Below are 25,509 nucleotides of genomic sequence, written 5' to 3' on the forward strand. Positions count from 1 at the left end.
TGCGATGAGTGTAAAGATATTTCAATACAAAAAGCAGTTTAAGCTAGAAAGTGGTAAAAGACTTAAAAAGCTAAACATAGCTTACCATACTTTTGGTAAGCTAAATGCTGATAAAAGCAATGTAGTGTGGGTTTGCCATGCTTTAACTGCAAATTCTGATGTGCTTGATTGGTGGAAAGGCCTGTTTGGTGAAAATGATTTATTTAACCCAGAGGAGTATTTTATTGTTTGTGCTAATATTTTAGGTTCTCCTTATGGTACTACAAATCCTTTATCTGTTAATGAAAGTACTAAGCAACCTTATTATTTGTCTTTCCCAAAAATCACCATCAGAGACATGGTTGAAGCGCACAAACTTTTAGCGCAACACTTAGCAATAGAAAACATTGAGATGTTAATTGGTGGTTCTTTAGGTGGTCAGCAGGCTTTAGAATGGTCTGTTTCAGAAACTGATAGGATTAAAAATCTAATTGTTTTAGCTACTAATGCACAACATTCTGCTTGGGGAATTGCTTTTAACGAATCGCAAAGATTGGCTATAGAAACCGATAGAACTTTTTACACACAAGAAGCAACAGGCGGACAAAAAGGTTTAAAAACAGCTAGGAGTATTGCTTTATTATCTTACAGAACATACCATTGTTATGCTGATAAGCAAATAGAATCATCTAACGAAGTTATAGATTCATTTAAATCTTCATCGTACCAAAATTATCAAGGGGAGAAATTAGTTAACAGATTTAATGCCTATAGTTATTGGTATTTAACCAAAACTATGGATAGCCATAACCTAGGAAGAGGAAGAACGAGTGTAGCAGCTGCTTTAGCAAGCATAAAAGCAAACACTTTAGTTATTGGTATAGCTTCTGATCTGCTTTTCCCAACACATGAGCAAAAATTTATAGCTAAACATATTCCAGAAGCATCATATCATGAAATTGATTCGCTTTATGGGCATGATGGATTTTTGCTTGAGGTTAGTAAACTTGAAAGCATCATCTCTAAATTTTTAAGAGAAAAAACTTTAGAAAGAGAGCAAAGCAGCTTACAAGTTGCTTAATAAAAAAAACCGATTAGAAAACTAATCGGTTTTTTTATATTCAGAAATTGAAACTTAAATTTCTCTGTTGCTATCCCATTGTTCCAAGTAATCGGCAACTTTTCTTACAAACATACCACCTAGCGCACCATCAACAACCCTATGATCATAAGATAATGATAAATACATCATGTGTCTAATACCTATCATGTCTCCATGCTGAGTTTCTATTACTGCTGGTTTTTTCTTTATTACACCAACTGCTAATATAGCTACCTGCGGCTGATTGATAATTGGCGTACCCATAATATTACCAAAGCCACCAATGTTAGTGATGGTAAAAGTACCCCCTTGTATTTCATCAGGCTGTAGTTTATTTATTCTAGCCCTGGCAGCTAAATCATTAACTGCTTTGGTTAAACCAACCATATTTAATTGGTCGGCATTTTTAATTACCGGCACAATTAAATTTCCGCTTGGTAATGCTGTAGCCATACCAATATTAATATCTTTCTTCTTGATGATTTGAGAGCCATTTACAGAGATATTAATCATTGGCATATCTTTAATGGCCTTTGCTACTGCTTCAACAAAAATTGGAGTAAATGTTATTTTTTCGCCTTCTCTTCTTTCAAAAGCATCTTTTACCTTATTTCTCCATTGCACCAAGTTCGTAACATCAGCCTCTACAAAAGAGCAAACATGAGCAGAAGTTTGCTTACTACTAATCATGTGATCTGCTATAAGCTTGCGCATCCTGTCCATTTCGATAATTTCATCATTACCGTTTCCGTAAGTTACTGTCTGTGTTGATTTTGGCTGTGAAGGCATTTCATCATGATAACTAAAACCTTCTTTACTGCTATCTACTTTATGGGTTTGGTTACTTTCTTTCTGATATGAACGTTGAGTTTGATTTTTCTCTGCAATATAATTGAGTAAATCATTTTTTGTAACCCTGTTTTCTGCGCCAGTGCCCTGAATTTTGTCTAGCTCTGCTAAATCTAATCCTTCTTCTTGTGCAATACTCTTAACTAATGGAGAATAAAACCTTCCTGACTCTGTATATTGAAAACTTGAGTCTTCTTTTTCTTCTGTTGCTGGCACAAAAGGAATTTCTTCTTCTGGTTCTTCTGGGGCTGGGATTTCTTCCTGCATGCTACTTAACTCTTCTGTTATGTGCTCAACTTCAATTTTTTCTTCTTGCACAACATCATCCATTTGGCTCTCTGTTTCTATCATAGCTATAACATCCCCTACTTGAGCTATCTCATTTTCAGCAAAAAACTGCTGTACCAATTTACCCTTTACCGGCGATGGTACCTCAGAGTCAACTTTGTCTGTTGCTACCTCCAATACAATATCGTCTATTTCAATATTATCACCCGGATTTTTCTCCCATCTGATAACTGTTGCTTCCGCTACACTTTCACCCATTTTTGGCAATAGTAATTTGTATTGAGCCATAAGAATTATTTATCGTTTATAACAAAAATAACAATTTGATTGATTTTTATGCTTTATGTTGCTTAAGTAATCGTAATAAAAGATTTAAAGCCGCAATAGCTGCTCTTTCTATATTTTGCAAACGTTTATTACTAAAAGTAAATTTCTTGGCAATAGTTTGATTTTTGTGCGCAACTGCTATCCAAACTGTACCAACGGGTTTTTCTAACGTTCCACCATCAGGACCAGCAACACCACTAATGGCAATAGCATAATCACTATTAAAATTTTTAATTGCTCCATTGGCCATTTCCGTAACTGTTTCCTCACTAACAGCACCATAAGTATCTAAAGTTTGACCATTTACCCCTAATTGCTTCATTTTTAAAGCATTAGAATAAACAATTCCTCCACCTAAAAACACCGAGGAAGAACCTGGATGCTGAGTAAGTAAGTGTGAAAGATAACCGCCAGTACAACTCTCTGCAACGCTAAGGGTTAGCTTTTGTATGTCCATTAAATTTAAAATAGCTTTTTCCAGAGGAATATCTTCATCTGCAACCCAAAAATCTTCTATCTCATTTTTAATGAGCGCAGCAAAATGTTCTACTTCTTGCTGTGTTTCTGGAGTAATACCCGTTACTGTGCTTAATCTTAACCTAACAATACCTAGTTTAGGTAAATAAGCCAATTTAATATAAGCAGGCAAACTATCTTCTATATGCGCTATTTTTTCGGCCAAGAAAGACTCGCCAATACCAGCTGTTAAAATAGTTTTATGGAATATGGAGGGTAAATTATAAGTGGCTTTTATAAGGGGTAATATTTTATCCTGCATCAAAGCCATCATTTCAAATGGCACACCAGGCATAGATACAATCATCCTATCCTTATTTCTAAATAGCATACAGGGTGCAGTTCCATTTTCGTTTAAGATAACTTCGCAATTATCTGGCACCATAGCCTGTTGCTTATTTAACTCGGTTAATGGAGCGTTATATTTGGCAAAAATAGCAGCAACTTTATCTAAAGTTGGCTGGTGTAAAACCATTCCTCCACTTTTATAAAACTCGGCTAATGTTTTTTTGGTAATATCGTCTTTTGTAGGCCCTAAACCACCGGTAATCAAAATAATATTAGCTCTTTTCTCTGCCTCACGTAGTGCTTCTTTAATATGCTCAGCATCATCAGAAACAGAAGTGATTTGCTTTACTTTAACGCCTATTTTATTAAGCTCTACTGCCATCCAGGCCGAGTTGGAGTCTATAATTTGGCCTATAAGAATCTCATCGCCAATGGTTATAATTTCTGCAAGCATATTTTTTAGAATCTTTGGATTGCGTTTGATGTACGCTTACTTAATTTTAAATCTTGAAGTATGGATGCTTTAACTCTTAAATTAACACTATAGAATTTATAAATCCCGAAAGGACTCCAATTGATGGATAAATCCCAACAATGTAAATCGCGGTAAATAGCAAAAGATGTTGGGCTAATGGTATTAGAGTTAAAATCATAACCCGATGAAAATTGAACTTTCCATTTAGGCGTTAAGTTAAAGTCTCCGTTAGCATTAAGTGTTTGTACAATATCTTTCTCAAAACCTGTATTGATATAATTGAAATTATAGAAAAAGCTTAAATTCCATGGGATATTAAAATCAACAAAAGCGTTGGCATTTCTACTTATTTGTTGTAATTGTGCGGCTTGTTGCGGACTTACCCTGTTAAACAAATCACTATTCTGATTTGGAGGATTATTGGTAGCATTATTTTTGCCTAAAGTTGTCGAGTTTAAGCTATAATCAAAAGAAAAACTAAAGTTTTGTAAACGTGGTAAGCTCCCCTCCTGCCAAGTATATCTATCTAATCTTCTACCTCTTAAAACACCATTAAACTCCTCTGTTTCGTAAACATAGGGATCTAATACACCTGTAAAACTAATACCTAATTTTTCGGTAAAAAAGGTTCTTCCTGAGAAAGAAAGTGTTGAAAGTTTAAAACTATCTGCCAAGAAGTTATAATTACCATTGATGTTTAAGCCTTGCAGAATAGGAATCTTCTTTATACCTCCGTTTGTAGTATCTTTAGCATTACGCACTTTCATTTCGATATTATTTTCTAAACCAAAAGTCATGGATGCTTGCCTACCCAAACCCGGCCCTCCATAAATACTATTCTCAAAAATAGAGTAACGCTGTACATCTCCCGCTTGGTTAGACCTCACATCCTGATAATAACCATATTTATCCTGACCAAAATCTGGACGGTAAGAAATACCTACGTTGGGTGTCATCACATGCCTAATGGCTGCAACCTTACCTTTTTTGAAATTTACCAAACCATAAATTTTTGTAGACACTTGGGTACCTACAGAATATTCGCTGGCTCTTCTAAAACCTTGAATGGTGTCGATAGCTAAAGAATCTTTAGTTCCGTTGGCTGTAGGTGCTAAAATATAATTTTTACGGATGGTTTGTAAATACCAACGTTCATTATAAGATAGGTTTTGGCTAAACTGGAAATATTTAAATATTTGTGATGATAAAGAAACCGGGATACTGTGTTGAATACCTGTTCTTACTTTTCTTAATGCTTCTTTGGTAAACAATAAAGAATCTGTTGTTTCTAACTGGTTATCAAAGTTTAAGTTATAGCCTACTGCAATTCTTTGATACCATTTTTGCTCTCCCGCCCTATCCTTTTTATCAAAAGGATTGATGGTAGACATACTGAAATTTAAAGTTGGTAAACCTAAACGTATTTGTTTGGTGGTTAAATCTTGACTGTGAGACAAACTAGTACTTAAGTTAAACGGTGTATTTGCCCATGTTTTAGAATATGAAATACTTGAATTTAAGGTATTTTGAGCTATTTGAGTAAAATCCTGAACACCACTTTGTCTAAAATAAGATGAAGAACCTGCATTTACTGATGCGCTAAAATTAGTTCCTGGTTTAGCATTTGGATTTTGTGTGTGTGTCCATCTGATATTGAAGTTTTTACTTGGATTTTCATATTCTGGTGTACCTTCTACCCCAGATTTTGTTGAAAAGAACGAAAAGAACAAGTTACCGTTATACTTGTAACGTTTGGTGTAATTACTGGTTGCATTCATCTCATAAGAACCTTTTGAGTAAACACCACCTCTTAGGGTTAAATCCCAATAATCATTTAAACCTACATAATACCCAAAATCTTTCAAGAAAAAACCCAAACGAGCATCTTCGCCAAAATTAGGTAACAAAACTCCAGAAACCCTTTTATTAGGCTTAGGGAAAAAGCCAAAAGGAAGTACGAAAGGAAGCGGAACATCTTCTATAACCAAATAGGCTGGTCCGGTAACAATGGTTTTTTCTGTTGCAATACCTTTTGTAATGATGATACCAAAATGCTGATGTGGATCTGGAAGATTACAAGTAGAATAAGTAACCTTTTTCATGTGGACTTCCTCGTTTTGTTGCTTTTTAATTCTTCCACCGGTAATAAATCCTCCATCCTGCTCGGTATATACCTGATATATTTTGCCTTTAGAGGTTTTAAAATTGTAAAAAACAGAATCGGCAGTGAGCGTACCCTGAGAAGGATCTTTAAAAATAGGTAAACCAGAAAACCTACCTAAAGAATCTATAGTTCCTTTGGCAAAAATAGTATTGTTCTTTTGGTCTAATTTAATAAAACCGGCATCAACTTCTCGTTCACCGTAAACAACTTTTGCCTTTCCGTATAAATAAATGATATTGTTTTTAGCATCGTAAAAAGTAGAATCTTCTGCGGTAGCTACAATTTTATCATTAATTGTATTTTTGTTAGAATTTTTCTTAACAGAATCCGTTTGGGTAGAATCTGTAGATGCAATAGCGTTAATTTTTGTTTTTAACGTGTCCACTTGCCCAATTGCATCATTTGTTAGTAAACAAATGTGTATTATTGCGCCAATACAGATAAAAATTATATTAGTAAATTTCAAAATTCAATATGAATATTATTTTTGTAAGCAAGGTAAACGAAAAACGTTCAAAATTAATGAAAATTACAACATTCAAAAGGTTTATTAGCTGTATTATTCTTTCTATAACTCTTACCTTTTTTTCAAAAAATTTATTTGCCGGCAAAGATAACTTTTCTGCCGCTAGTAAAGTAAAAGTAATTGTAATAGATGCTGGACATGGTGGTGAAGATGGGGCCACAAGAGGTTTATTTTCTAAAGAAAAAGACGTAGCCTTACAAGTGGCTTTAAAATTAGGAAAAGCTATCGAAGCTAGATTACCTGATGTTAAAGTAATTTATACCCGTAAAACGGATGTTTTTGTAAAACTTTATGATAGAATTGGGATAGCGAATAGAGAGAAAGCAGATATATTTATATCTATACATTGTAACTCTATGCCTTATAATTATAAAAATAGAGCTGCAGTTAGAGGTACAGAAACACTGGTATCTGGTTTTGGTAGAATTGATGAACAGGATGCCGCCTTAAGGGAAAACGCTTCTATATTATTAGAAAAAGATTATAAAAACAATTATGAGGGTTTTGACCCTAGAGACCCAGAGAGCTATATTATCTTTTCTTTAATGAAAAATACTTTTAGAGAACAGAGTATTAAATTGGCATCATTACTGCAAGATGAGTATAAAAAATCTGGACGTATTAGCAGGGGTGTTAAGGAACAAAGTTTAGCAGTTTTAGCCAAGGCAGGTATGCCAGCTATTTTAACAGAAATTGGCTTTATCAGCAGCCCTGAGGAAGAAAAATACATCAATTCTGACGAAGGTCAGGATGAAATTGTAAGCAATATTTTAAATGCTATTATCACTTACAAAAAGCAAATTGAGTCTTAAATTTGAAAATTAAAATTTAAAATTTTGAAAATTTCTAACGAAACTAAAGTAGGTATACTTGCAGCATTTGCAATTGCCGTTTTTATCATAGGTTATAACTTCTTAAAGGGTAACGATATTTTTAGCAGCGAAAATGAATTTTACGCTAAGTACGATAAAGTTGAAGGTTTGGCCATTTCTAAACCTGTTCTGGTAAATGGTTATCAGATTGGTCGTGTTTCTGATCTTACTTTACTAGAAAGCGGGCAAATATTAGCTCAATTTAAAATTGATCCTAAATATGCTATCCCTAAAAACACCATAGCCAGACTAGAAAGTACAGATTTGCTTGGTAGTAAAGCTGTAGTTTTTGATTTAGGAAGTAGCCTCACTTATGCCGTTGACGGAGATACTTTAAATGCTAATGTGCAACAAAATATACTAGAACAAGTAGAACCTGTGCAAAAGAAAGCTCAAATGCTTATTTCTAGAATGGATTCTATTTTAACATCTGTTAATCAGATTTTGAATCCTACATTCCAAGAAAATATCAATAGAAGTTTTAATAGTATTGCTAAAACTTTAGAAACTTTAGAATCGACCTCTAAAACTGTTGATGGTATGGTGGGTGTGCAATCTAAAAGAATTGATAACATATTAGCTAATGCCGAATCTATCTCTGCTAATTTGAAGAATAATAATCAACAAATCACCAATATAATTTCCAATTTTAATACCATGTCTGACCAATTAGCTAAAGCTAATTTTAAACAGACTTTAGACAATGCAGATAAGGCTGTTGCTGATTTACAGAATGTTATGAACAAAGTAAACTCAGGCAAAGGCTCTGTAGGCTTACTATTGAATGATGAAAAATTATATAATAACTTAAATAATGCAGCTCAAAATTTAGATAAGCTGATGCTAGATTTAAAAGCTAATCCTAAACGTTATGTAAGCTTCTCTGTATTTGGCGGAAAGAAAGAGTAAAAAATATTTTCATATAAAACATAAAAGCCCTTAAAGGGCTTTTTTATATTATTCTTTTCACATAAATATTTTCAATTAAACCCGATTAATCAAAATCTATTTCAAAATAGTGAAGAATTGCCTTATAATTATCTTGGGCTGTAAGACAAGTATCTAATAAGTACTCTTTTATATGTGTCCATTCTTGTAAACCTCGATAATAAAAAAGCTTAATATCTTCATTTATGATAAACGGAACGATGTTATTTGCTAGGCACTCTTTAAACATAATTAAACGTCCAACCCTCCCATTTCCATCTTGGAAAGGATGTATATTTCAAATTGGTAATGAAAATCTATAATATCCTTTAAATCTTTTTTTTCAATAAGGTGATAATGATTTAATAATGCTCTCATTTTAGCAGCAACTTCCTTAGGAGGACAGGTTTCATTCCCCCCTACTTCATTAGGTAGTTTTTTATACTCTCCAACATTAAACCAATCTTTCTGACTATCAGAAGTACCTGATTTTAAAAGATAATGTAATTCTTTGATAAAAGATTCTGACAGCTTAGTCTTCGCTTTATCAATTATTAAATCAATACATCTAAAATGATTGGTAGTTTCAATAATATCATCAATATTAATACTCTCCTTAGATACACCTATTGTATTAGTTTCAAAAATATATCGCGTTTGGTCATGAGTCAATTTACTTCCTTCAATACGGTTAGAGTTATAAGTAAGATCTATCTGCGTACGATGATAAATCCCGCCTTTTAACTTCATTTCTTTTTGCTCTTTTAGATAATTGAGTAAAGGGTTATCACTAAATTTCTTTTTCTTCTCTTTTAGAGGCAAGGTAGCTTCTTCAGGTATATTCCATGTTTTACCTGTTAAAAAAGCTCCATTTATTTTCCCAAGAGCACAATAATTACGAACAGTTCTTTCTGGAACATTCCATTTTTTTGCAAAAACAATAACAGATATATACTTCATTTATTTGAAAGACTAAGACCTATCGGCAAACAAAAGATAAATACAATCTAAAAATATCAAAATTTTACCGATAACGGCAATATATTATTTTGAAGTATTTATAAGTAAACAAGAAAATTAATTGACTTTAGCAGTTTTTAAAGTTATATCACAAAGGTTTCACCTTCATTGGCTAAATAAGTCTCCGGAAAAACCGACCGAGCTTCAATTAATAAAGGACTTAAATCTCGGTATCTGGCAGAAAAATGACCTATTAAAAGTTTTTTAGCTCCAATTTTTTTTGCAATCTCACCTGCTTCTTGGCTGGTTGTATGAAAAGTAGCTTTTGCTCTTTCTACCATATCATGCATAAAAGTAGCTTCGTGATAAAGCGTATCTACATGATAAATATGGTTGATATAAGTCCAATCGCAAACTGTATCAGAGCAGTAAGCATAAGCTTTAGGTTCATCGGCCTCAATGGTCAAATCCATAGCTTTATGTACTTTACCATTTTTATCAGTAAAATCTATTCCTTTTTTTAGTAAAGGAATATAATTAGCAGGGATTTCTAATGCTGCTACTTTATCTTTTAAAACTTTTCTTAAACGTTGTTTCTCTTTGAAAATAAATCCAGAACAAGGTATCCTATGGTTTAAAGGAATGGTTTCAACTGTGAAATCGTTGGTTTCAAAAATGAGCTCTGCACTACCCGGCTTAATGGCTTTAAACGCTATCGGAAAATCAATATGTGTATCAGAATGTTCAAATTGTATGTTCAGAATGTCCATGAGTTTCTCTGGACCAAATAAATGTAAAGGTCTTTTTCTTCCATTTAAATTCATAGATGAAATTAAACCTACCAAACCAAAGAAATGGTCTCCGTGTAAATGGCTAATAAAAATATGCTCTATTTTATGATATTTAATACCATAACGAAGCATTTGCTGCTGTGTACCCTCTCCACAATCTATCATTAACAGCCTTTCGTTGATATTGAGAACTTGTGAAGTTGGGTTTCTGCTAAATATAGGCGTAGCAGAACTACTACCCAAAATGGTAACCTCAAACTTCATAGAAACAGGATGGTAAAACTATTTAATTTCTTTTCTTAATTCTTTCTCAATTTCTTCCATAAAAATCAAATCAATAGCTTCTTCAACTTTAGGAACTATGGTCATAACGTTATCTAACTGAGAAATGGTGATTAGTCTTGAAACAGCCTCATTGATACCTGTGATAATAAAAACTCCATCAGCGTTTTTGCAAAGCCTATGACCAACCAACAAGCTACTTAAACCAGAAGAATCAGCATATTTTACACCAGACATATCTAAGATGATATTTCTTTGTCCTTCTGTGTTGCTTAAAATTAATTCTGACTTTAATTGTGGAGAAACTAAAGAGTTTAATTTGCTCTCATTAAGCTTTATTAAAACATATTTCTCGTGTTTATCAACTGAAAACTTCATAACGTTTGATATTTCTTGTAATTTAATAGAATTTTAGCCAAAAAGAAAGAATTATTTTAAAGTTGCGTTAATGCTTTAAGAATATGACTTTCTACCCGATGATGAATATCATCTGTAGCAGCTTTTTTAAATTCTTCGCCAGTAATTTTCTCATACAACTCAATATATCTTTCAGAGATAGCAATTACTCTGGCTTCATCCATCTCAGGAATTACTTGCCCGTCTTTGCCTTGAAAGTTATTTTCTATTAACCACTGTCTTACAAATTCTTTAGAAAGTTGCTTTTGTGGTTTAGCTGCTGCCTGTAATTCTTCATATCCTTCTTTGTAGAAATATCTTGAAGAATCTGGGGTATGTATTTCATCAATCAAATGAATTTTACCATCGGCTTTGCCAAATTCATATTTGGTATCTACTAATATCAAACCTTGCTCGGCCGCAATCTCGGTACCTCTTTGGTAAAGTTTACGGGTATAATCTTCTAACTGTAGGTAATCTTCCTCAGAAACAATACCTCTCTTCAAGATTTCTTCTCTTGAAATATCTTCATCATGCCCAACCGCAGCTTTGGTTGTTGGGGTTATAATAGGCTCTGGAAGTTTATCATTTTCTTTTAATCCTTCTGGTAGTTGTACTCCGCAAATGACTCTTCTACCCGCAGCATATTCTCTTGCTGCATGCCCAGCAAGATATCCTCTGATGACCATTTCAACTTTAAATGGTTCGCAAATTTTACCTATGGTAACGCTAGGGTCTGGAACTGATAATACCCAATTTGGAACTATGTCTTGTGTAGCAGCTAAAAATTTTGCTGCTATTTGGTTTAAAACCTGCCCTTTAAATGGAATGGGTTCTGGCAAGACAACATCAAAAGCAGAAATTCTATCACTTACCACCATCACCAGATATTTATCCTGAATGGTGTATACATCTCTAACTTTACCCTTATAAAAATTGGTTTGACCAGGAAGATTAAATCTTGTTTCTTTGATTGCTTTCATTCTTTTTTTTGTGAGTAGTAATGATAAAAACTTTAGAAGTCTATCAAACTATCAACCTTATACACTTTTAACTTTCTACTTTTACTGAATATCTCCGTAAGCTTCTAGTATCTTTTTTACCAATTTATGTCTTACCACATCGGCACCACTCAGATAAATAATTTCTATTCCCTTAATGTCAGCTAAGATACGTAGCGCATTATGCAAACCTGATTGTTGTTTTTTTGGTAAATCTATTTGGGTAACATCACCGGTAACAATAAATTTAGCGGTTGGACCCATTCTGGTTAAAAACATTTTGAGCTGCATATCGGTAGCATTTTGGGCTTCATCTAAGATAACAAAGCAGTTATCTAAAGTTCTGCCACGCATAAATGCTAAAGGTGCAATTTCTATGGTTCTGTTTTCTAAGTATGTTTTAAGCTTTTCTGCCGGAATCATATCATCCAAAGCATCATAAAGAGGTCTTAGATAAGGGTCTATCTTTTCCTTTAAATCACCAGGCAAAAAGCCTAGGTTCTCTCCAGCTTCTACCGCTGGCCTGGTAAGAATAATTCGTTTGATTTCTTTGTTTTTTAAAGCTCTAACTGCTAAAGCAACCGCAGTATAGGTTTTACCCGTACCGGCCGGACCAATCGCAAATAATACATCATTGGTATTGATGCTACTCACCATTCTCCTTTGGTTAGCTGTTCTGGCTTTCACCATAATGCCATTAGGTCCAAAAACGATTACTTCGGATGAAGAAGCATGAGTATCTCCTCCTTCTTTAATTGCATCTTTTTGTGCCGATGTAGCAACTGCCCCTAAAAGCGATTCAATATCATTGGTTGATAAATTTTGGTATTTATCAAGATGATTGATAATGGCTGAAATTTTTTCATTAAAATTTATCAGCTCGCTTTCATCACCTAAGGCTTTAAGCTCATTGCCTCTAGCAACAACTTTAATCTTTGGAAATGAACGCTTTATCAATTCAAAGTATTCATTATTTGGTCCCCATAACACAGCTGGGTTGACAGATTCTAAGGTAATTTTCAGTTCGTTCAAGTTATAGATTTTATGTTCCTGATATTTATCTGAATTAAAAATTTAATATTTGTAGCATTGTTCTTGTAATGCAAGATTAAGAATAAATATTCACAAATTTAATGGCAATTATTACATTAACTACAGACTTAGGTTATAAAGATTTTTATCAGGCTGCCCTAAAAGGAAGTATACTGAGTACTTTACCTGATGTTAATATAATTGATATCACCCATGAGATCCAAGCCTTCAATATTTCGAGGGCTGCTTTTATTCTTAAAAATTGTTTCAATTACTTCCCAAAAGGTACTGTACACCTTATTGGTATTGATACCGTTTACAGTGAAGATAATAAATACCTTGCCATAAAATACAAAGGACATTATTTTGTTGGTTCTGATAATGGAATTTTCTCTTTGATTTTTGAGGATAAACCCGAAGAAATTGTAGAGATTAATATCATGCAAGACCTTAAATTTTTACATTTCCCATTGGCTGATATTTTTGTAAAAGCGGCTTGCCACCTTGCTAAAGGTGGAAAACTTGTAGAGATTGGTATTCCTACCGCTAGTATAGAGCAAAGAATGCACCTTCACCCAGTCATAGAAAAAGACATGATTAAAGGAAGTGTAATTTTTATAGATTCTTTCCAAAATGTGGTGACCAATGTTAGTAAAGATCTGTTTACAAAAGTTCAAAAAGGCAGAAACTTTACTTTATCCTTCAAAAGGAATGAAACCATCAATCAGTTAAGCTGGCACTACAATGAAGTTCCGGAGGGAGAAAAATTATGTTTATTTGGCATCTCTAACCACTTAGAAATTGCCATCAATAAAGGTAAAGCCAGTGGTTTATTAGGCTTACATATTAATGATACCATAAGGATTGAGTTCCATTAAAAAAATACAAAGCATTTTATACCGTTATGGATGCTAAAAGCTTAATGATGATGAAATACTTTTTTATTTTAATAATTTTATATTCCACCAACCTATTTGCTAACACACAAAGTGATAGTTTAGCATACCAACTTCAACGTAAGAAAATAAACGGTATGCTGGATGCCAGAAGTAGTAAATTTGGTTTGTATGCAGAAAGCTTAGATACCAGAACCGGTATTTTTGGTTTTAAAACCAAAAAAGATATGCAAAAAAGCATTGATATTTTGATAGAAATTATCCAAACTGATAATGAAATTTTAAAAGAAACCAAAACACTATTAGATTATAAAACTTTTGAGCAAGAAAAAGTGCTAAGCCAATCTAAAGAATCAGAAAGTCGCAATTTAGCTTATATGCGTACCATCAATAAATTAGAAAACGATAGAGAAAGAATTAAAAATGAGCTTGAAGCAACAGAAAACAGTCTCCACTCTTATCAAGTACTATTTTACTTACTCTTGATTCTGACTTTAGGACTAGGAGTGTTTATATACCGTAAAATTTACCAGAACAAATAGAATAAAATTTTAAAAGCTTATTTTTGTTGAACGTCGTTAGCAATGTAACGGCGTTTTTCATTTTAAGATGGCAAGAAACAGATTTAACAGCAGTAGTTCACAAGAAGCCGAGTTACCTAAGGCAAAAATAAACAAGGAGTCTTTAAACAAAATTTCGGGTTTATTAAAATTTCTGAAACCCTACAAAGCTAAATTTATGGTTGGGATGATTTTTTTATTCCTATCCAGTATTACTGCACTTGCCTTCCCTGCGCTGATAAAAGTCATGGTTGGTAACGCTCAAGGAAATCCATCTGAGTATAGCTTCTTACCTCAAACCGTTAATGAAATCGGTTTTTTAGCCTTTGGAATTTTATTTATTCAATCTTTTGTTTCTTTTTTCAGAATTAGATTATTTGTTGAAGTAGCCGAGAAAGCCTTGGCTGATATCAGAAAAGAGACCTACTTTAAAATGATCACCTTACCCATGAACTTCTTTGCTAACAGAAGAGTAGGCGAACTAAACAGCAGAATATCAGCAGATTTATCACAAATACAAGATACCATTACCACTACCCTAGCAGAAATCATCAGACAAATTATTTTATTGATAGGTGGTATAACCTTATTAATCATCACTTCTGGAAAACTTACGCTGTTTAATCTTTCTATATTGCCAATTATCGTTTTAGCCGGAGTTATTTTCGGTAAAAAAATCAGAAAAATATCCAGAGATGCACAAGATAAACTAGCAGAATCTAACACCGTTGTAGAAGAAACTTTGCAAGGTATTGGCAATGTAAAGGCTTTTGTAAACGAAGCCTATGAAGCAAACCGATACGATAAAAGTTTAAGAGAAGTAGTTAAAATTGCTATCAGGGGTGCTAATTACCGTGGTGGTTTTGCTGCTTTTATTATATTTTGCTTGTTTGGAGCTATTTTAGGTGTTATTTGGTATGGTTCTGTCTTAGTAGAAAGCGGAACGCTACAGGTGGAAGATTTATTAGCTTATGTACTTTATTCTATTTTTGTGGGTGCAGCCATGGGTAGCTTTCCAGATTTATACGCTAATATCCAAAAAGCTATTGGCGCATCAGAAAGGGTTTTAGAAATACTAGATGAAAAAAACGAAGCTATTTCTATCCATGAGTCTGAAAATAAAATCAAAGAAAAAATACAAGGTAGTTTAAGTTTTAGAGATATAGAATTTGCTTATCCATCAAGAAAAGAAATTACCGTTTTAAATGGAATTTCTTTTGATGCTCAGGCTGGAGAAAAAATCGCTATTGTGGGTCCATCAGGCGCAGGAAAATCTACCATAGCAGGTTTAATTCTAAAGTTTTATGAAGCACAAAAAGGAGACATACTTTTTGATGGTAAACCAGCTAACAATTATGCTTTAACAGATATTAGACAGCAAGTAGCCATAGTACCACAAGATGTTATCTTATTTGGTGGTACCATTTTAGAAAACATAGCTTATGGTAAGTTAAATGCTACTAAAGACGAAATTATCAAAGCTGCACAACAGGCCAATGCTCACAGGTTTATTATTGGTTTTCCAGAAGGTTATGATACCGTGGTGGGCGAAAGAGGCGTAAAACTATCAGGCGGACAAAGGCAAAGAATTGCCATTGCCAGAGCTTTATTAAAAGACCCTGCAATACTGATTTTAGATGAAGCCACTTCTTCTCTAGATTCAGAATCTGAAAGGCTGGTTCAGGAAGCGTTAGAAATATTAATGAAAGGTAGAACATCCATCATTATTGCACATCGTTTATCAACCATCAGAGAGGCTAATAAAATTATTGTTTTAGACCAAGGAAAAGTTGTAGAAAGTGGTTCTCATGAAGAACTTATTAAAAACGAAGAAGGTTTATACAAGCATTTAAGTGCGCTTCAGTTTGAAGTATAAACTCATTTAAAGCAAGCTATTATTTATGAAATTAACTGTTTGGGGTGCTGCGCAGCAAGTTACCGGAAGCATGCATTTGCTTGAGGTAAATAACTACAAAATCTTGATAGATTGTGGTTTAGATTATGAAAATGATGTTAACCTGCTAGAGAATATAAATTTTCCTTTTTTACCTTCAGAGATAGATTTGGTAGTGCTTACGCATGCACATATAGACCACTCTGGAAACTTACCTACTTTAGTAAGATTAGGCTTTGAAGGGCAAATTTTATGTACACCTCCAACAGCAGATTTAACACAACTGCTATTAGCAGACTCTGTAAATATATTTTTAGGTAAGCTAAACAAAAAACCTTTTAAAAGACGCTCTAAGAAACACCATCACAATCATCAACAGCAACAACCTTTATATCTTCAAAAACATGTATTGGATACTGCTGATAGGATGGTAACCATTGGTTTCAATAAACCGTTTCAGATAAGAGAAGATATAGAGCTACAATTTATTCCTACAGGGCATTTATTGGGTGCTGCAGCAGTTCATTTTAAAGTAACAGAAGCTGGTAAAACCAAAACCATTGCCTTTACAGGCGATATTGGCAGAAAAAATTATCCAGTACTCATCAACCCAGAAAATTTACCAGAAACAGATTTTTTGGTAACAGAATCTACATACGGAGGGCGTTTACATACCGCTACAGAAAGTATAGAGGAAACCCTCATCAGGGTAATTAAAGAAACCTGTATTAACCAACCTGGCCGTTTAATTATACCAGCTTTTAGTGTGGGTAGAACTCAATCTTTGGTTTATACACTCAATAAAATATTCTCTAAAAACCTATTACCACCAGTACCTGTGTTTGTAGATAGTCCAATGGCAATTATGGCTACTGATATCTATCGGAAACATCAGCGTTATGTAAACGAAGATGCCAGATCTTTTTATCAGAAGAATGGTGATGAGTTTGAATTTGCTAATTTATCTTATGTAAAAGAGCTTAAAGAAAGCAAAGAAATATCTAACCACTTCGAGCCTTGCATCATCATTTCATCCGCAGGGATGTTAGAAGGTGGAAGAATACAAGACCACCTATTCTATAATATCCAGAATTTTTATGCTACCATCCTGTTCATAGGTTATTGCGCTAAAAATACTTTAGGTTATCGTTTACTTAGAGGCGATGCTGTGGTAAGGTTAAGAGGCAGAGATTTATCTGTTTTTGCTACCATCAAGAAAACAGATCAACTAAGTGGACATGCAGACCATCATGGCATTATGGAATACATTAAGGCTATGCCTAAAACGAGTTTAAAAAAAATCTTCTTGGTACATGGCGAGCAGGAAAGTATGCTGGCCTTACAAAACGCTTTAAAAGATGATGGCTATGAAACTATAATACCAGAAAAAGGAATGATATTTGAGCTTTAGAAGAAAATTTGAGATGAAGAAAAGACTGTTTCAAACACTTAACAAGCTAAATAAACTTGTTTTACCTAGTTTATACAGAAAAGATCCATCTAAATTAAGCAAGTTTGAACAGGCTTTAACAGGCTATCGTTATTGGGTATTGCTTAAAAGTTTAGAATAAACAGCTATCAAATACGAATTTATTCGTATTTGTGACTAAATTAAATAAACTAACTTTATATCACTAAAACTTAACGGATATGAAGTTAGCTTATTTCTACTCCTTTTATTTATTCTCTTTACTATTAATCAGCGCTTGTAGTAAGTCAACAGATAACTCCGCTGAAAATGAAACTCCTAGAACAGTACGGTTAGAAAACTGGCTTCAAAACGCAGATTTTGAAGAAATTACAGTAACATCAGGAAGATGGGCGTACGAGGATATCGTATTTAACCCAAATGGTACAGGGGCATTATTAGATGATGATAATCGTATTTTTTATTCTTATGATCAGGGTAAAACTTGGGAACAAAAATTAAAAATTAGTGGTCAAACCATTAACTGTATTGCCTTAAAACCCAATGCCGAACAAATTTTTATTGGTGGAAATAGTTTAGGCGAAGCTTATGGCGCTAAATTTTGGGTTTATGATACGCCAAAAAATGGCACTTCTAGCTTAAACTACCAGGCAGAAGCAGAAGTTAGCAATACCCGAGATTTAATTAATCATAATTTTGTAAGAGCCAGTTGGAATGGAGATGGCTCTGTTTACGCATCATTCGGAAGATCCAATTATAAAGATGGTTTCTTTGGAAACATTACACCAGATGGTAGAAAAATCTTTATCAGGCGTACCCCTTCTTTTTCGAGAATTTTAGATAGAGAACCTAGTAGGCAGCCTAGCTATTGTGCCGGTTTTTACATCAAAAACAATAGCGAACAAACAACTTTATGTACCTATGAATATTCTACATCTGGTTTAACCAATATTTTGGCTGCCTATTACTCTACCAGTAAGGGTAGTGGTAACAGCTGGTTTAATATCTCTGCCAACTGGAAAGCGGGTTTAGTTTACCATATCGGGCAAGATAAAACTGGCGAGAAAAGTATTTGGGTTTCGCAAGCTAACAGACTTTTTTATAACGGACAAGAAACTATCAATTACAAAAATATACAAGGTAATCTGTTATGTGCTGCTATAGACCAAGATGATTATGTTTGGGTAGGTACAGACCGCGGCTTATTTAAAAGTAAAGAACCTATTCCTTAATTTTTTAAAATAAAATGATGAAATATTTTGTATTTATTTTTTTGATTGTCGGATTAATCAGCTGCGATAAAAAAGAACCTGCTGTTGTTAACAACGAAGAAAATCCTGACGAAACACCTTCTACAGCAAGTAAAAGCGGTACTACAAATTTAAGTTTAAAAAATGTATCTCTGGATTGGATAGGTACAAATAACAATAACCTCTATGCTTCCGATATTAACAATGGTAATTATATAGTAAGAGTAAGTACTACAGACCGTAAAGTAAATCTTATCAAAAAGTATTCTTCTGCCGTTAGATTTCAGGTAATTTCAGATTATGTACATAGTAATGGCGATATTTATTCTTTTGCCAAAACAGACCAAAATAATCTAGGTATTAAAAAGATGGATGCCGACGGGAATATCATCTGGGCAAAAAAAATTAAATTGACCATTGGCATTTATGCTACACCTAGCGATGTAACCCCAAGAGCTATAAAATTGATTAATGGACATTTATGGGCACTGTGTAATTTTATGCTTTTTAAAATTAATCCTCAAAACGGTGAAGTTTTACTACATACAACCATTGGCGATTTAGGCTCTAGATGGACTTACGGAGCAGATATTATCAAAGCAGGAGATCATATCATGCTACAAATGGGGGGCAATCATTTACGATTTTATATCCTTAAAACATCAGACTTATCTATTGTTAAATATGTTGTTACCGAGTTAACTATAAACCCATCAACAGGTTTTTTCACCAATACTATTTTAGAGGCTGGTGATAATAGATTTTTTGCCTTAACTGGTTATGTTCTACAAGGTTCTTTATTTCCGAGAGCTATTATAGTGGAGTTTGACAGCGATGGAAAAATATTAAACAGTGCTCCTATGAAAGACGGCTTAGATCAATTTGAAGTAACTCGTGTACACCGAGATAAAGAAGGAAATTATTGTGTTTCTTACAATACAACCATAGAACTAGCCACCAATATTAAAACTAAAGACGTACTTATTTTTGATAAAAATCTAGAATTAAAGCATAAAGTAAGTTTACCGGCAAATTCAGGAGGCTCTGCCATTTCTTTTGATAATAATATGGCTGCTATGCTAAAATATGATTGGATAGCTAACAGATTAACAGTAGAATGGATAGACATGCAAAAACCAGCCTGTAAACTAACTCCTATGCCAACTTATATCAAATTGGAAAATTTGACTTTTAAAACTCCATCAGTTACTTTAGGAGGAACTTTTTTGCAACACACCATTACTTTTAACGGAACAGAAGACTTGACTATAAGCACAGAAAATGTTAATATTACACAACAAGTAACAACATGTAATTAACATGAATAACTACAAAAAAATATTTTTAAATGTTACTATAGCATTGCTACTGAGTAACTATCCTATTTTAGCACAAAAGTATGACGCTTCTAAGTACAAGACTTTAATAAACCTAGAAGATGGTTATAGCGTGGCCAGCAATTTTGATAAAGCAGTTGTTTTAAACGAGAAAAAAGAAATTACAGCAACTATTAACGCTAAGAAGAATGGTTTTTGGGATATTGCCAGTACAAAAGAAAACACATTTGCCATTAAAAGTGCTAATTATCAATGGGCATATTTTAATAAAGAAGGCGTTCAATTAACTGATTTTATTTGCGAAAGTCCTTATAAATTTATAGATGGTGTTGCCGTTTATGCGCCTAGAAAAGAAGGTAAATTTGGGTTGATGGATAAGACCGGTAAAATACTTATCCCGCCAACTTATCAAAGTATTGGTATATGCGGAGGTACAAATTACATTATAGTAGGACAAAAAACAGGTTCTGCAATTCAACTTGCTATTGCAACCCGAGATCATCAGCTTATAACTCCTTTTCATTTTAATATACTTAGATATTTGGGTAACGGATATTTTGCCTACGCTAAAGTAGAAAACGATAAAGGCTTTAGAAGATTTGAAGGTGTTCTTAATCCTGATTTAAAAGAAATCACCAGCGAAAGATTCCCAGTAGAAAGCTTACAAAAAGTTTTAAAAGACGAAACCATAACCGTTACTTATAATAAGAAAAAATATTTGATAGATAGTAAAGGAAAACTAAACCCAGATAACGGAGAATTAGAATTTGATATAGCTAACCAAATGCTACCTAATACCAAAATCTTACTTATAAAATTAGACAGTACTTATTGGAGCTTGTCTAAAAAACACTATAATATAGCACTAAATAAAGGATATAAAGCTGCTCAATATAAATTAGATAGTTTAGCTAAAGAACCCAGATACATAGAAGCACATCCACAATTAAAATTTGCTGCACAAAGCAAAAAATTGGATGAAATGCAAAAAAGTGCTGATAATGGCGATATAAAAAGCATTTTAGCTATAGCTAAAGCATATCTAACAGGTGAAGGTAGAAATATAGATACCACCAAAGCCTTAACATGGTTTCAAAAGGGCATTCAAAAAGCTGATTCTGTTGCTGTTATAGAAACTGCTAACATCTATATCGCTCAATTAAAAACCGATGAAGCTTTACATATATTAAAAACATCTCCTGTTAAATCATTTCAGATTAATTATTTATCTCAAACCCTTACACAAACAGGGGGAAAGGAATTTTTAATAGCCAAGAATTATCAAAAACAAAAAAACATTACTAAAGCGGATATTTATTACGAACAAGCATTAAAATTAAAGCATACCGATGCGGCTTTTGAATATGGTAAATATCTGATAGAACGTAAGGAAGACTCAAAAGGAGTTAACATATTGGAAAATAATAGTCACCACATCCCATCTTTATTTTATTTGGTTGGATATTATGGTTATGGCAAACAAGCTAATCCTTTTAGAAGAGCAATGTTTACTAAAATGATTATAGATAGTCCTAACGCTACAGAACAACAAAAAACCGGAGCATCCGCACTACTTAAAGATAATGCAGAACTATTTAAAGACCCTTTAAGAGAAGGTACCGTTTTCATGGTAGGCGGTGTAAAAAAAGTTGTTGCCATAAGAACCCTAAGTGGTTTTTATGCCAACGATAAAATATTTTATTCCTCAGCACAAGGCGCACCAGTAAATAGTATGATTACCGTTTTACGTCATGAGAGCGATGAACCATTCAGGAAAAAATGTAATGTTTGCAATAGTTCTGGTAGTGTTTACAATGCTGTAAAATCAGGCTCTTATACTACTACAGATGTAACTTATAAAACAGGTAGTACCATAAGTGGCGATAAGAAAATTACCACTACAACAACACATAATACTTACAAAAGTGTAGCTAGCAAATGTTCATTGTGTCAAGGAAAAGGATACCATTATTAATATGAAACTTAAAAGCTTTCTTTTCATCTGTGTTTTTAGTCTTATTACCTTATGTACTTCTTATGCGCAGGAAAAAGGACAAGCCGAACTCAAAAACGGAAATTTATCATCCTCTAAAGAATTATGGACAGAAGCTTTTACTTGGTATGAAAAAGCTGCAAACAAAGGCAATGCAGAAGCCATGTATCATTTAGCTTATATGTTTGAAAATGGACAAGGCCGAGACCAGGATTATGCACAAGCTATTAACTGGTATAAAAAAGCTATTCAGAATAATTATAGTTACGCCCTTATAGCCTTAGGTATCATTTATCAAAATAATGATTTGTATGAAGAAGCTAAAAATTGCTATCAACTTGCTGCTCAAAAAGGAATTGCAGACGGTATGGAATTATTAGGTTTTTTAAATTTGACAAAACAAAATTATAGCGATGCCATATTATGGTTTAAAAAAGCTGCTGATAAAGGAAATAAAGAAGCTATGTATCAAATAGGCTTACTCTATCAAGAGGGGCTTGACCTAAATGCTGATGAAGAAGAAGCAAAAAAATGGTTCAAAAAAGCTGCCGATAAAGGTCATGAAGAAGCTAAAGCAAAATTATAATTGAATTTACTTCTGATGAAAGACACTCATAAAGAAGCCTATCAACAAAAGAAACTTAGCGAAAATATTTGGAACCAACCTAAGCCTGTATTAGTTTTCAAATCCAAAAGAGCACCCACGCTTTATTTCGTTCTTTTGATTTGTTTCCTATCAAGCATCTTCACCACATATTTAACAGTTACAATTTCAGAAGAAGAAATTTTAAAGCATTATTCATCAACTTTTACAGCAAGAGTGTGGCAGGTTATCTTTTTTCTCTTGGCAAATACCTTATTAGCTGCCATCTTATGGTTAAGCAATAGGTATGTTTTAGTACTCGAAGTATTACCGGATAAAAAAGTTAAAATCATTACCTGGCATTTTCTAAAATATAAGCATACAGAAATCTGGAATGCTTCTGATTTTGCACCAACCATTACTTATTATGACGGTATAACAGCTATTGCCGAGAGCCCTCGTGTAAATGCTCCATATCTCATCATAAGATCTAAACGAGGCAAAAAAAGAATATTTGATTTACAAGGAAATTTCCCTAACGGAAGTTTAGTTATTGATGCTTTAATTAAACAAGCTCCAAAAGCTTAAAATAAAAAGGCCAGATGTTTTAAAAACATCTGACCTATCTATTCTATCATTAATAAAATTTTACCCTTTTAAAACTTCAATAACCAAATTAGCAAGCTCTACCCCTATTCTTTCTTGAGCCTCGTTAGTAGAAGCACCAATGTGAGGAGTTAAAGAGATTTTTGGATGTTGTAAAATAGAAGTTCTAGGTGTTGGTTCGTTATCAAAAACATCTAAACCAGCAAAAGCAACTTTACCACTATCAAGAGCTTCAATTAAAGCTTCTTCATCTATAGTACCACCTCTAGAGCAGTTTACTATTCCAACGCCTTTTTTCATTTTCTCAAACTCTTCTTTACCTAAAAGTGGTTTTTCTATGAAAGGCGTATGGATACTGATAAAATCAGCTTGAGAAATTAACTCTTCTAAACTTACTTTTTTAACCGGAACTTCCACTTCGATATTGCCAGAAAGCTCTAAAGTTAAAGAGGCAGGTACATCGCTTAAATCATAAGCTAAAACATCCATACCTAAACCTAAAGCAACTTTAGCTGTTTCACGACCAATTCTACCAAAACCTATAATACCAATGCTTTTACCTCTTAACTCGCTACCTTTTGCATAAGCTTTTTTAAGGTTATTAAATTGAGTAGCTCCTTCAACAGGCATCTTACGGTTAGCATCGTAAACAAATCTTACACCATTAAAAAGATGAGTAAACACCAACTCAGCAACAGATAATGATGAAGATGCTGGCGTGTTCACTACTGCAACTCCTTTGCTTCTTGCATATTCTACATCAATATTATCCATACCAACACCACCACGACCAATAACTTTAATATTAGGGCAAGCATCAATAAGTTCTTTTCTTACTTTGGTTGCACTTCTTACCGTTATACCATCATAAGCATTTAATTTAGAAGCTAATTCTTCTTGTGGGATGTTCTGGGTGTCAACTTCAATTCCGGCTTCTTCCAATAGTTTTTTTCCTATCGGGTCTATACCATCATTTGCTAAGATTCTCATATTGTTTTTTATTTTGGATTTGAGTTTTAAGATGTGAGTATTGAGATGTTAGCAATAATATCTGAGACTAATCAAGAATCTCAAATCTTTTATCTAACATCTCAAATCTATTTTATTTATGCTTCTCAGCAAATTCTTGCATAGCCTCTATCAATACATGAACGCTTGTAATAGGTAAAGCATTGTATATAGATGCTCTAAAACCACCAACGCTTCTATGTCCTTTGATACCTACACAACCTTTTTCTTCTGCAAGTTTTAAGAAATCTTTTTCTAGTTCTGGATTTTCCATCACAAAGCAAACGTTCATTCTAGAACGATCTTCAACTGCTGCTGTTCCTTTGAAGAATGGGTTTCTATCAATTTCTTGATATAAAGCCTCAGCTTTAGCGATATTTTCTTTTTCGATAGCCGCAATACCACCTTTAGATTTTAACCATTTTAAGTTCAATAAAGATACATAAATAGAGAAAACAGGTGGCGTGTTGTACATTGATTCTCCTTCAATATGTACTTTATAGTCTAACATAGAAGGAATAGTTCTGTTAACTTTACCTAAAATCTCATCTTTTACAATTACCAAAGTTGCACCAGCCGGACCAATATTTTTTTGAGCACCCGCGTATATCAAATCAAAATCTGCAACGTTTATCTCTCTGCTAAAAATATCAGAAGACATATCGCAAACCACAGGAACATTGGTTTTAGGAATATCAAAAAGCTCTGTACCGTAAATGGTATTGTTAGAAGTAATATGGAAATAAGATGCATCCTCTGGAATGGTATATCCTTTAGGGATAAAATTAAAATTAGCGTCTTTTGAAGATGCTACAATCTCTACCTCACCAAATAATTTAGCTTCTTTTATAGCTTTTTTAGCCCAAACTCCGGTCTCTAAATAAGCAGCTTTTTTACCTTCTTGAAGTAAATTCATAGCTACCATGGCAAACTGTAAACTTGCACCACCTTGTAAGAAAAGAACCGAGTAACCTTCTGGCACATTCATTAATTCCTTTACAATTTTAATAGCCTCTTCAGATACGGCAATAAACTCTTTACTACGATGTGATATTTCTAAAATAGAAAGCCCTGTATCGTTAAAATTTAATACTGCTTGTGAAGCTTGTTTGAATACTTCTTGTGGTAAAATACATGGACCAGCGCCAAAATTATGTTTCATTTGTTTGAGTTGTTTG

General features: G+C 33.5%; 24 protein-coding genes. 13 read left to right on the top strand and 11 right to left on the bottom strand.

The annotated features are described in order from the left end of the window. The first annotated feature begins 4 nt into the window (after positions 1-4). Complete coding sequence (locus B2745_RS15850) at positions 5-1,060, top strand: homoserine O-acetyltransferase family protein (RefSeq protein WP_304068679.1); 1,056 nt, start codon at positions 5-7, stop codon at positions 1,058-1,060. A gap of 54 nt (positions 1,061-1,114) precedes the next feature. Here B2745_RS15850 and B2745_RS15855 read toward each other — a convergent pair whose 3' ends face one another. Genes B2745_RS15855 through B2745_RS15865 form a run of 3 tightly spaced genes read right to left on the bottom strand, consistent with a single transcriptional unit; the run spans position 1,115 to position 6,373 of the window. Then, the gene (locus B2745_RS15855; RefSeq protein WP_304068682.1) at positions 1,115-2,506 is read right to left on the bottom strand and encodes a dihydrolipoamide acetyltransferase family protein; all 1,392 of its coding nucleotides are present in this window, start codon (positions 2,504-2,506) and stop codon (positions 1,115-1,117) included. Positions 2,507-2,552: 46 nt separating this feature from the next. Continuing rightward, positions 2,553-3,803: a competence/damage-inducible protein A gene (locus tag B2745_RS15860; protein ID WP_304068685.1), complete on the bottom strand. Its 1,251-nt coding sequence runs from the start codon at positions 3,801-3,803 to the stop codon at positions 2,553-2,555. Positions 3,804-3,808: 5 nt separating this feature from the next. Next, positions 3,809-6,373 carry a putative LPS assembly protein LptD gene (locus B2745_RS15865; protein ID WP_304068688.1) on the bottom strand — a complete coding sequence of 855 codons (2,565 nt, stop codon included), beginning with the start codon at positions 6,371-6,373 and terminating at the stop codon, positions 3,809-3,811. Between the two features lie 137 nt (positions 6,374-6,510). On the opposite strand from B2745_RS15865, the gene B2745_RS15870 reads away from it, so the two are divergent. Both B2745_RS15870 and B2745_RS15875 read left to right on the top strand, forming a co-directional pair. Further along, positions 6,511-7,326, top strand: coding sequence for an N-acetylmuramoyl-L-alanine amidase family protein (locus B2745_RS15870; RefSeq protein WP_304068691.1), 816 nt, complete (start codon positions 6,511-6,513; stop codon positions 7,324-7,326). A gap of 24 nt (positions 7,327-7,350) precedes the next feature. After that, positions 7,351-8,295 carry an MlaD family protein gene (locus tag B2745_RS15875; protein WP_304068694.1) on the top strand — a complete coding sequence of 315 codons (945 nt, stop codon included), beginning with the start codon at positions 7,351-7,353 and terminating at the stop codon, positions 8,293-8,295. Between the two features lie 85 nt (positions 8,296-8,380). Here the strand turns inward: B2745_RS15875 and B2745_RS15880 are convergent, their stop codons facing one another. The 6 genes from B2745_RS15880 to B2745_RS15905 form a co-directional block, all read right to left on the bottom strand. Further along, positions 8,381-8,608 carry a Fic family protein gene (locus tag B2745_RS15880; protein WP_304068765.1) on the bottom strand — a complete coding sequence of 76 codons (228 nt, stop codon included), beginning with the start codon at positions 8,606-8,608 and terminating at the stop codon, positions 8,381-8,383. Further along, positions 8,566-9,273, bottom strand: coding sequence for a Fic family protein (locus B2745_RS15885; protein WP_304068697.1), 708 nt, complete (start codon positions 9,271-9,273; stop codon positions 8,566-8,568). The genes B2745_RS15880 and B2745_RS15885 overlap by 43 nt, the downstream gene beginning before the upstream one ends. Before the next feature lie 143 nt (positions 9,274-9,416). Beyond that, a complete protein-coding gene (locus tag B2745_RS15890) occupies positions 9,417-10,328 on the bottom strand; it encodes a ribonuclease Z (RefSeq protein WP_304068699.1) in 912 nt (303 codons plus the stop codon). A gap of 18 nt (positions 10,329-10,346) precedes the next feature. Continuing rightward, positions 10,347-10,724, bottom strand: coding sequence for an STAS domain-containing protein (locus B2745_RS15895; RefSeq protein ID WP_026904387.1), 378 nt, complete (start codon positions 10,722-10,724; stop codon positions 10,347-10,349). Positions 10,725-10,780: 56 nt separating this feature from the next. Then, on the bottom strand, positions 10,781-11,725 hold the full coding sequence (locus B2745_RS15900) for a phosphoribosylaminoimidazolesuccinocarboxamide synthase (RefSeq protein WP_304068702.1): 945 nt from the start codon (positions 11,723-11,725) through the stop codon (positions 10,781-10,783). An 81-nt stretch (positions 11,726-11,806) separates the two neighbouring features. Then, on the bottom strand, positions 11,807-12,775 hold the full coding sequence (locus B2745_RS15905) for a PhoH family protein (protein ID WP_304068705.1): 969 nt from the start codon (positions 12,773-12,775) through the stop codon (positions 11,807-11,809). Between the two features lie 101 nt (positions 12,776-12,876). Between B2745_RS15905 and B2745_RS15910 the strand changes: the two genes are divergently transcribed. From B2745_RS15910 to B2745_RS15955, 10 genes are all read left to right on the top strand, one after another. Further along, positions 12,877-13,653 (top strand): SAM hydrolase/SAM-dependent halogenase family protein, encoded by a 777-nt coding sequence (locus tag B2745_RS15910; protein ID WP_304068708.1) that lies wholly within the window; start codon positions 12,877-12,879, stop codon positions 13,651-13,653. A 47-nt stretch (positions 13,654-13,700) separates the two neighbouring features. Next, positions 13,701-14,213: a hypothetical protein gene (locus B2745_RS15915; RefSeq protein ID WP_304068710.1), complete on the top strand. Its 513-nt coding sequence runs from the start codon at positions 13,701-13,703 to the stop codon at positions 14,211-14,213. A gap of 67 nt (positions 14,214-14,280) precedes the next feature. Continuing rightward, on the top strand, positions 14,281-16,107 hold the full coding sequence (locus tag B2745_RS15920; RefSeq protein ID WP_304068712.1) for an ABC transporter ATP-binding protein: 1,827 nt from the start codon (positions 14,281-14,283) through the stop codon (positions 16,105-16,107). A gap of 25 nt (positions 16,108-16,132) precedes the next feature. Further along, a complete protein-coding gene (locus B2745_RS15925) occupies positions 16,133-17,536 on the top strand; it encodes an MBL fold metallo-hydrolase (protein WP_304068715.1) in 1,404 nt (467 codons plus the stop codon). Between the two features lie 13 nt (positions 17,537-17,549). After that, the gene (locus B2745_RS15930; RefSeq protein ID WP_304068718.1) at positions 17,550-17,696 is read left to right on the top strand and encodes a hypothetical protein; all 147 of its coding nucleotides are present in this window, start codon (positions 17,550-17,552) and stop codon (positions 17,694-17,696) included. 79 nt (positions 17,697-17,775) lie between these two features. Further along, entirely contained in the window at positions 17,776-18,786 is a 1,011-nt protein-coding gene (locus B2745_RS15935) for a hypothetical protein (RefSeq protein ID WP_304068721.1), read from the top strand. A 14-nt stretch (positions 18,787-18,800) separates the two neighbouring features. Further along, positions 18,801-20,123, top strand: coding sequence for a hypothetical protein (locus B2745_RS15940; RefSeq protein ID WP_304068724.1), 1,323 nt, complete (start codon positions 18,801-18,803; stop codon positions 20,121-20,123). A 1-nt stretch (position 20,124) separates the two neighbouring features. Beyond that, positions 20,125-22,116, top strand: a complete 1,992-nt coding sequence (locus B2745_RS15945) for a tetratricopeptide repeat protein (RefSeq protein ID WP_304068726.1) — start codon at positions 20,125-20,127, stop codon at positions 22,114-22,116. Between the two features lies 1 nt (position 22,117). Then, entirely contained in the window at positions 22,118-22,720 is a 603-nt protein-coding gene (locus tag B2745_RS15950) for a tetratricopeptide repeat protein (RefSeq protein WP_304068729.1), read from the top strand. Between the two features lie 15 nt (positions 22,721-22,735). Next, positions 22,736-23,305: a hypothetical protein gene (locus tag B2745_RS15955; protein WP_304068731.1), complete on the top strand. Its 570-nt coding sequence runs from the start codon at positions 22,736-22,738 to the stop codon at positions 23,303-23,305. 60 nt (positions 23,306-23,365) lie between these two features. Here the strand turns inward: B2745_RS15955 and B2745_RS15960 are convergent, their stop codons facing one another. Together B2745_RS15960 and serC are read right to left on the bottom strand one after the other, a co-directional pair. Further along, on the bottom strand, positions 23,366-24,313 hold the full coding sequence (locus B2745_RS15960) for a D-2-hydroxyacid dehydrogenase (RefSeq protein ID WP_304068734.1): 948 nt from the start codon (positions 24,311-24,313) through the stop codon (positions 23,366-23,368). 112 nt (positions 24,314-24,425) lie between these two features. After that, on the bottom strand, positions 24,426-25,493 hold the full coding sequence (gene serC, locus B2745_RS15965; RefSeq protein ID WP_304068737.1) for a 3-phosphoserine/phosphohydroxythreonine transaminase: 1,068 nt from the start codon (positions 25,491-25,493) through the stop codon (positions 24,426-24,428). Positions 25,494-25,509 lie beyond the last annotated feature (16 nt).

The organism is Pedobacter glucosidilyticus (assembly GCF_002483235.1).
In the GTDB taxonomy this organism is placed as follows: Bacteria; Bacteroidota; Bacteroidia; order Sphingobacteriales; family Sphingobacteriaceae; genus Pseudopedobacter; species Pseudopedobacter glucosidilyticum_B.

Bases quoted from the DNA above. Each gene is read 5' to 3' on its own strand.
- B2745_RS15910 (WP_304068708.1), top strand. From the start codon at position 12,877: ATGGCAATTATTACATTAACTACAGACTTAGGTTATAAAGATTTTTAT.
- B2745_RS15920 (WP_304068712.1), top strand. From the start codon at position 14,281: ATGGCAAGAAACAGATTTAACAGCAGTAGTTCACAAGAAGCCGAGTTA.
- B2745_RS15930 (WP_304068718.1), top strand. From the start codon at position 17,550: ATGAAGAAAAGACTGTTTCAAACACTTAACAAGCTAAATAAACTTGTT.
- B2745_RS15950 (WP_304068729.1), top strand. From the start codon at position 22,118: ATGAAACTTAAAAGCTTTCTTTTCATCTGTGTTTTTAGTCTTATTACC.
- B2745_RS15885 (WP_304068697.1), bottom strand. From the start codon at position 9,273: ATGAAGTATATATCTGTTATTGTTTTTGCAAAAAAATGGAATGTTCCA.
- B2745_RS15915 (WP_304068710.1), top strand. From the start codon at position 13,701: ATGATGAAATACTTTTTTATTTTAATAATTTTATATTCCACCAACCTA.
- B2745_RS15935 (WP_304068721.1), top strand. From the start codon at position 17,776: ATGAAGTTAGCTTATTTCTACTCCTTTTATTTATTCTCTTTACTATTA.
- B2745_RS15940 (WP_304068724.1), top strand. From the start codon at position 18,801: ATGATGAAATATTTTGTATTTATTTTTTTGATTGTCGGATTAATCAGC.
- B2745_RS15945 (WP_304068726.1), top strand. From the start codon at position 20,125: ATGAATAACTACAAAAAAATATTTTTAAATGTTACTATAGCATTGCTA.
- B2745_RS15955 (WP_304068731.1), top strand. From the start codon at position 22,736: ATGAAAGACACTCATAAAGAAGCCTATCAACAAAAGAAACTTAGCGAA.
- B2745_RS15855 (WP_304068682.1), bottom strand. From the start codon at position 2,506: ATGGCTCAATACAAATTACTATTGCCAAAAATGGGTGAAAGTGTAGCG.
- B2745_RS15860 (WP_304068685.1), bottom strand. From the start codon at position 3,803: ATGCTTGCAGAAATTATAACCATTGGCGATGAGATTCTTATAGGCCAA.
- B2745_RS15890 (WP_304068699.1), bottom strand. From the start codon at position 10,328: ATGAAGTTTGAGGTTACCATTTTGGGTAGTAGTTCTGCTACGCCTATA.
- B2745_RS15870 (WP_304068691.1), top strand. From the start codon at position 6,511: ATGAAAATTACAACATTCAAAAGGTTTATTAGCTGTATTATTCTTTCT.
- B2745_RS15900 (WP_304068702.1), bottom strand. From the start codon at position 11,725: ATGAAAGCAATCAAAGAAACAAGATTTAATCTTCCTGGTCAAACCAAT.
- B2745_RS15850 (WP_304068679.1), top strand. From the start codon at position 5: ATGAGTGTAAAGATATTTCAATACAAAAAGCAGTTTAAGCTAGAAAGT.
- B2745_RS15925 (WP_304068715.1), top strand. From the start codon at position 16,133: ATGAAATTAACTGTTTGGGGTGCTGCGCAGCAAGTTACCGGAAGCATG.
- B2745_RS15960 (WP_304068734.1), bottom strand. From the start codon at position 24,313: ATGAGAATCTTAGCAAATGATGGTATAGACCCGATAGGAAAAAAACTA.
- B2745_RS15895 (WP_026904387.1), bottom strand. From the start codon at position 10,724: ATGAAGTTTTCAGTTGATAAACACGAGAAATATGTTTTAATAAAGCTT.
- serC (WP_304068737.1), bottom strand. From the start codon at position 25,493: ATGAAACATAATTTTGGCGCTGGTCCATGTATTTTACCACAAGAAGTA.